Source organism: Pseudidiomarina taiwanensis, assembly GCF_003987435.1.
Lineage (GTDB): Bacteria > Pseudomonadota > Gammaproteobacteria > Enterobacterales > Alteromonadaceae > Pseudidiomarina > Pseudidiomarina taiwanensis.
This window is the reverse complement of the sequence record NZ_PIQG01000003.1, coordinates 266,722-273,080: the sequence shown is the minus strand read 5'-3', so window position 1 is coordinate 273,080 and position 6,359 is coordinate 266,722. Positions and strand designations below refer to the sequence as shown.

At 47.1% G+C, this 6,359-nt stretch carries 6 protein-coding genes and 1 rRNA gene; 2 read left to right on the top strand and 5 right to left on the bottom strand.

What is annotated here, in order from left to right; translation table 11 throughout:
* Both CWI83_RS08035 and CWI83_RS08030 read right to left on the bottom strand, forming a co-directional pair.
* Positions 1 to 111, bottom strand: a 16S ribosomal RNA gene (locus CWI83_RS08035); the annotation flags it as partial.
* A 470-nt stretch (positions 112 to 581) separates the two neighbouring features.
* Positions 582 to 1,757 carry a S8 family serine peptidase gene (locus CWI83_RS08030; RefSeq protein WP_241969910.1) on the bottom strand — a complete coding sequence of 392 codons (1,176 nt, stop codon included), beginning with the start codon at positions 1,755 to 1,757 and terminating at the stop codon, positions 582 to 584.
* 332 nt (positions 1,758 to 2,089) lie between these two features.
* Here CWI83_RS08030 and trmA point away from each other — a divergent pair, with 332 nt between their 5' ends.
* Positions 2,090 to 3,214: a tRNA (uridine(54)-C5)-methyltransferase TrmA gene (gene trmA, locus CWI83_RS08025; RefSeq protein WP_126827886.1), complete on the top strand. Its 1,125-nt coding sequence runs from the start codon at positions 2,090 to 2,092 to the stop codon at positions 3,212 to 3,214.
* On the opposite strand, the gene CWI83_RS08020 is transcribed toward trmA, so the two are convergent.
* The 3 genes from CWI83_RS08020 to efp all read right to left on the bottom strand — a co-directional run bounded on the left by CWI83_RS08020 (position 3,177) and on the right by efp (position 5,226).
* Positions 3,177 to 3,584 carry a MerC domain-containing protein gene (locus CWI83_RS08020; RefSeq protein WP_126827885.1) on the bottom strand — a complete coding sequence of 136 codons (408 nt, stop codon included), beginning with the start codon at positions 3,582 to 3,584 and terminating at the stop codon, positions 3,177 to 3,179. The genes trmA and CWI83_RS08020 overlap by 38 nt on opposite strands.
* Before the next feature lie 89 nt (positions 3,585 to 3,673).
* Positions 3,674 to 4,648, bottom strand: coding sequence for an EF-P lysine aminoacylase EpmA (gene epmA / locus CWI83_RS08015; RefSeq protein ID WP_126827883.1), 975 nt, complete (start codon positions 4,646 to 4,648; stop codon positions 3,674 to 3,676).
* A gap of 8 nt (positions 4,649 to 4,656) precedes the next feature.
* On the bottom strand, positions 4,657 to 5,226 hold the full coding sequence (efp, locus tag CWI83_RS08010; protein ID WP_126827881.1) for an elongation factor P: 570 nt from the start codon (positions 5,224 to 5,226) through the stop codon (positions 4,657 to 4,659).
* A 109-nt stretch (positions 5,227 to 5,335) separates the two neighbouring features.
* Between efp and epmB the strand changes: the two genes are divergently transcribed.
* A complete protein-coding gene (gene epmB, locus CWI83_RS08005) occupies positions 5,336 to 6,358 on the top strand; it encodes an EF-P beta-lysylation protein EpmB (protein WP_241969909.1) in 1,023 nt (340 codons plus the stop codon).
* The last annotated feature ends 1 nt before the right edge of the window (position 6,359 follow it).

Genomic DNA, 6,359 nt, shown 5'->3' with positions numbered 1-6,359 from the left:
CGTCCGCCGCTCGTCAGCAAAGAAGCAAGCTTCTTCCTGTTACCGCTCGACTTGCATGTGTTAGGCCTGCCGCCAGCGTTCAATCTGAGCCATGATCAAACTCTTCAATTTAAAGTGTTTAATCGACCCATTGAATCAATGACTTAATAAATCTAAATTTGTTAAGCACTTTTCCAATCAGTCAGGTGTATCCCTTCGTTAAAAGAAGGATACTTGTTGCATCAAAAGATGCTTTCTCTGCCTGAATCCGGTAAGTGCCCACACAGTTTGCTTGGCTTGATAAATTGTTAAAGAACGTTCGCTCGCATCGAGCAGGCTGCGCATTCTACAGCCTATGCAGTTTGAGTCAAGCCTTTCGGCAAAATTTTTTTTCATCTCAAATTGCTTGTTTTGGCGCTTTCAGTGCATGCCGAAAGCGTGGGGCGCATTTTAGTGATTTAACTGCCCCCGTCAAGGGCCTTTTGGGGATTTTTTTATGTTTTTTTGCTGATAGCTGATTTTCCAGTCAGTTCGACTAAAAAGCATACAAAAAGCCCACCGAAGTGGGCTTTGATATCTAGATTACAGTGATAAAGCGCGGTTTATCTCTTAGGTCCGCCTTTTTTATAATTACCACCACCGGTGTCACCACCGCCGCCAGTGCCGCCACTGTTACCCGCACAACCGTAAGTTGTCAGATAGTCAGTCGCTGCTTTTGCTTGCACTAGACCATGACCGCAAGCATTATCACGCCCGGCAGCGCCAAGATCTTTGGCTGTCGCACTTGCGCCAAGTTGTGCCATCATTGTCGCACCATCAGTATCACTTACGCCAACCGCTGGGATTGATGAAATATAACCACCGAACGTACTTAAGAGAGGACCAGGTTCGTTGTTATAAATGATCGCACCAACACCGCCACCTGCTTCACAGGCTTGTACCTTCTCAGCGAACGATACGGTACCGCGCGAAATCAGACATATCTCTCCTGCAGCTGATGCACAGGCACTTACCCCTTCGCCACAATCAACTAATTTACCGGTTGCTGCAGTTCGAGCTGTTTCATCCATCGCACTCGCGTCATACGCCACACCGGCAACAGACACAACCGCATCATAAGACGCTGGAAACGAATGACGGGTATTACCATCGTTACCCGCAGCCGCAATACTCAATACACCAGCAGCGTTAAGATCTGTAAAGGCGCGTTCTTCAGTGCGGCTTGCTCTTGAACAACCCGGGCTCATATTAATAACGTTCGCACCTTCATCAGCACATTTGGTTGCAGCGGCGATTAGGCTTGAAGAATAACTCCAACTCGTAGCGCTAAATACCTTCACGATATGAAGATTGACATTGCCATTTGGCAATACGCCGACGACACCGTCGCCATTAGCGAGTACCGCGATGGTTCCTGCAACGTGAGTCCCGTGACCATTCTCGTCGGTATACCAGTTTCCGCTATCACTATTGAAGCGACCTGTTACGCTCGCGCTCTGAAGATCTGGATGACCTAAGTCATAACCTGAGTCGATGATACATACTTTGCGACTTCCCGCTGCGACATCTGAGACTTGGTCTGCTTGCACTTGCACGATACCGTATGGTGTACCTGGCTCGAATTCAGTACTCAGTAATTGACGTGGAGCATCTTCCTCTACATAAACAACATTTGGATTATTCTGTAAGCCTTTTAGCACCGCACTTGGAAGAGTTACAGCCATCGAATCGTAGCGCGCTAAATCAACATTCTTTTGACCACTCGATCGCTGTACCACGCTCAACTTGCGCTTTGCTTCCTGGTTTGAATTGGACAATCACTCGTTCTTGATCAGCAGGAGCTGCTTGGACAGCAGCCGACACCGCTAGAGAAAGCACAGTAACTGCAAATACGCCGCATTTTGTGGTTCGACTTGATGTGGTATTTAGCCTTATTCTTTTCTTCGATTTATTATTATGTTCTACTTATGATGATAGTTATATCTTCTAAGCGTTTGAACAATATCGAACTTTTTCTATCAAAGCGCAAGACGAAATTGTCTCTTTTTTGTGTAGACGCCACGCTTTACAATAGCCGTCCGCAATCTCAACGAATCGCAAGGCAGTTAGCATGCAACAGAACGTCTGTGACCAAGCGCACTATCAACAACAACTTGAAGAAAAGCAGCAGACCCTAGCTGCAATGATGCAAACCTTCTACACCGGTTCCATTGATGTCTTTAGCTCGCCAACTGAACATTATCGTATGCGCGCGGAATTCCGAGTATGGCATGACGGCGACGATATCTACCCGATTATGTTTGATCCCAACACTAGAGAAAAAATTAGGATCGACGCCTTCCCCGTCGCCACTAAATTAATCAATCTGCTGATGTCCCGATTGTTTCTGATAATTAAGGACAAGCCAGAATTGCGCCAAAAACTGTTCCAAATTGAGTTTTCAACCACGCTTAGCGGACAGGCTCTGATTTCTTTCATTTATCATCGGCAACTAGATGATAACTGGCGTGAAGCAGCAGAATTACTTCGCCAGCAGTTAGTCGATGAAACCGGTTGTGATGTCTTGCACCTAATTGGTCGCGCACGTAAACAAAAAATCTGTCTCACTCAAGATTGGATCGAGGAAACTCTCGATATCTCAGGCCGTAAGTATGTCTTTCAGCAAGTCGAAAATAGCTTTACTCAGCCGAACGCAAAGGTAAATCAACACATGATCGAGTGGGCGTTGCAAGCGACCAAAGCAGCCAAAGGTGATTTGCTCGAGCTATATTGTGGTAACGGTAACTTTAGCGTGCCGCTTGCGCAGAATTTCAATCGTGTCTTAGCCACTGAAATAAGCAAAACTTCAGTCCAGTCGGCACGCTACAATTGCGAAAAAAACCAGATTGATAATGTTACAGTCGTACGAATGTCCGCAGAAGATTTTAGTGCTGCATTAAAAGGTGAGCGTGAATCACGCCGGGCAAATGAGGCTGATATTCACAGTTTTGCTTGTGAAACAGTCCTCGTTGATCCACCACGCGCAGGGCTTGATCCATTTACGTTACAGATGGTCAGTGAATATCCAACCATTATATATATTTCGTGTAACCCCGAAACCTTGGTTGAGAACTTAAACGTGTTAAGCGCCACCCATAATATTGAGAAGCTTGCTCTGTTTGACCAGTTCCCCTACACCCACCACATGGAGGTAGGTGTTATTTTGAGACAGCGCTCACTGACTGAGAATCGCTAGCAGGAAGGTGACACGCACAGGCGCGGGTTAAGCGCACGTTCTTGACATGCCCAAGCACGATCAAACCGGCGCCAGCTAGGATCAAAATTGGCTCACCGACATGGCCGAAGATATCTTTGTACCAATAAAGTACTCCACCGAGTGCTAGTAGAAGTATGGGCGCGACTTGTCGATGATGACGAAAACCAGTCACCATAGCGATCGCACCAATCAGTAAGCTCACTGCTAGAATAACACGCTCAAATAGAGGAGCGCCGACAAAACTAAACCCTACCAACGCCAATACTGGCAATAGCACAGGCAAAAACAAGCAGTGCAACGCACAAATTGTCGTGACCCAGATACCAGTTTTGTCGAGTGATTTTTGCATAACTTATTCAGAATTTACTAAACTATAATGTTGTTATAATATAACATCACAGCCATTCAAGCAAGAGATGATGAATCCAGAAGAGTAAGTCAGGCACGCTCAATTGAGAATGGCATACAGGCCCTAATGTCGGTTTGCCCGGTTGCCAGCATGACCAAACGATCAAAGCCCAGCGCAACACCAGCACAGCTCGGTAAACCATACTCTAAAGCTCGAAGCAGGCGCTCATCCGCCTGCCTCTGAGGCAACTGATGGCGCTCACGATAGCTTTGATCCGCACTAAAACGACGGGCTTGTTCCGCTGCATCGGTAAGTTCGTAATAACCATTCGCAAGCTCCATAGCACCAACATAAACCTCAAACCTCTGGGCGAAGCGAGTATCGGTTGGACAAACAGCCGCTAATGCTGCTTGCGAAATTGGGAAATGATAAACAAAGGTCGCCCGGTCGGTCGGCAGTTGCGCTTCAATCACGCAGCTCATCGCAAGTTGCTGAAGCGTATCAAAATCTGTTTCGCGTTGGGCTAAATCGGCTACCTGTGGATATTCTTGTAGCTTCGCTTGTAATTGCTCGAGCCCATTGGCCGCGCAGATATCACAGCCTAGATAATCCTGAAATAAGTCACGATACGAAATTAAGTGACTCGGCTTGAGTTGCAGCAATTGTTGGAGGTAATCATCGACCTCATCCATCAGGTCGTGCATGCTAAAACCAACTCGATACCATTCGAGCAGAGTAAACTCAGGCTGATGCCGACGGCTTGGCGGCTCATTCCGAAAGGCTTTTCCTAATTGATAGATTGAGCCACTTCCAGCAGCAAGCAGACGCTTCATTGCGAACTCTGGGGAAGTTTGCAGCAACAACGGATGGCTATAGTGGCAGCTTAGGACTTCAAAGTTTTCCAGATGGGGATCGGTCACACCGCGCTGACCGAGGAGTGGTGTGTCAACTTCAAGCACTTCGCGTAAAGCAAAGAATTCACGGGTTGACCGCAATAGTGCAGCACGCTGACGGAGAAGCGGCAACGAAATAGTCGGCTGCCAAGTGTCAGAGTGCTGCGTCATATCGCGACTTACTTACCTACGCGAGAAACGTATTCACCTGAGCGGGTATCAACTTTGATGACTTCACCGATTTGCACGAACAATGGCACTTTCACCACTGCTCCAGTGCTCAAAGTTGCTGGCTTACCGCCAGTTCCAGCAGTATCCCCTTTCAAACCTGGATCCGTCTCAATGATTTCAAGTTCAACGAAGTTCGGTGGTGTCACTGCGATCGGGTTGCCGTTCCACAAGGTCAAGGTGCACTTGTCTTGCTCGACCAACCATTTTTCCATATCACCGACAGCCTTCGCATCTGCTGCAAGCTGCTCGAAAGTTTGGTCATCCATAAAGTGCCAGAACTCGCCATCGTTATAAAGATAGGTAAGTTCCACATCGATTACATCCGCACCTTCAACGGTTTCTCCCGATTTGAAAGTTTTCTCAACGACTTTGCCGCTAATCAACTTACGGATACGGACGCGGTTAAATGCTTGCCCTTTACCAGGCTTAACCATTTCATTTTCTAAAATATTGCAAGGCTCACCATCTTGCATGATTTTCAAGCCAGCTTTAAATTCATTGGTGCTAAAGTTCGCCATAGGGTCCTCATATGCGATCAAATTAAGCAATTTCGCGCGCAATAATAAACCAATTACGCGCGCTTTTCAGGTAAAATTATCGTGGTTTGATTAATTTTAACGGGACTCGATGATGGTTTTATCCGAAGCAGCTGGCGTCGATGTGAGAATCCGCCCAGATTGGCAACAACAACTTGCGAGTGCCATAAGCGACCCGGCAGAGCTGGCTCGTCTACTCCAACTTGATCTATCGGAAGTAAGTCATCACTTCGGTGCTCGGTCACTGTTTCCAATGCGCGTTCCGAAACATTTCGTAAACTTGATGGAACAGGGGAATCCAAATGACCCGCTACTGCTGCAAGTTTTACCCCATGCCGAAGAGTTTCATAAAGCTCCAGGCTACAGCAAAGATCCATTAGTCGAGCATGATGGTGCACAGCCCAGTTTACTGCACAAATATAAATCTCGAGTGCTGGTTATTTTCCGCGGTGGCTGTGCGATTAATTGTCGCTACTGTTTCCGCCGCCACTTTCCATACCAAGAACATCATTTCGGTGCAGCCGAACGCGCACAACTTATCCAGTATCTTGAACAACACCCTGAAATCAATGAAGTGATTTTAAGTGGTGGCGATCCACTGCTCGCAACTGACCCGCAATTAGCGCGGTTACTGGAGGCTCTCGAAAAGCTCCCGCAGCTTACCCGAATTCGTATTCACAGCCGTTTGCCGGTGGTGATTCCAGCTCGCCTTACAGCAGAGCTTGCGCAGCGCTTAGACCAAAGCCGCTTGCAGGCCATTTTAGTACTGCACACCAACCATCCCAACGAAATCGCTCCCCAATTGGTCAAAAGACTCAACGTTTGGCGCGAACATCAAATCACACTGTTAAACCAAAGTGTGCTGTTAAAGGGGATTAATGATCAGGCTTCAATCTTAATAGAATTAAGTGAAAAGCTTTTCGAAGCAGGTGTGTTGCCGTATTACTTACACCAACTTGATAAAGTAGATGGAGCGCATCATTTTGCCGTGAGTGATGCCGAAGCATTGGCCTTGGAAAATGCACTGCGGAGCGAGTTGCCCGGATTTTTAGTCCCTAAATTAGTGCGAGAAATTGCTGGAGAGGCGAGTAAAACGCCTCTCCAACTGATTTGAC

What these genes read in the sequence shown, in the direction of transcription:
- trmA (WP_126827886.1), top strand. Translation starts at nt 2,090, where the DNA reads ATGCAACAGAACGTCTGTGACCAAGCGCACTATCAACAACAACTTGAA.
- CWI83_RS08020 (WP_126827885.1), bottom strand. Translation starts at nt 3,584, where the DNA reads ATGCAAAAATCACTCGACAAAACTGGTATCTGGGTCACGACAATTTGT.
- epmA (WP_126827883.1), bottom strand. Translation starts at nt 4,648, where the DNA reads ATGACGCAGCACTCTGACACTTGGCAGCCGACTATTTCGTTGCCGCTT.
- efp (WP_126827881.1), bottom strand. Translation starts at nt 5,226, where the DNA reads ATGGCGAACTTTAGCACCAATGAATTTAAAGCTGGCTTGAAAATCATG.
- epmB (WP_241969909.1), top strand. Translation starts at nt 5,336, where the DNA reads ATGATGGTTTTATCCGAAGCAGCTGGCGTCGATGTGAGAATCCGCCCA.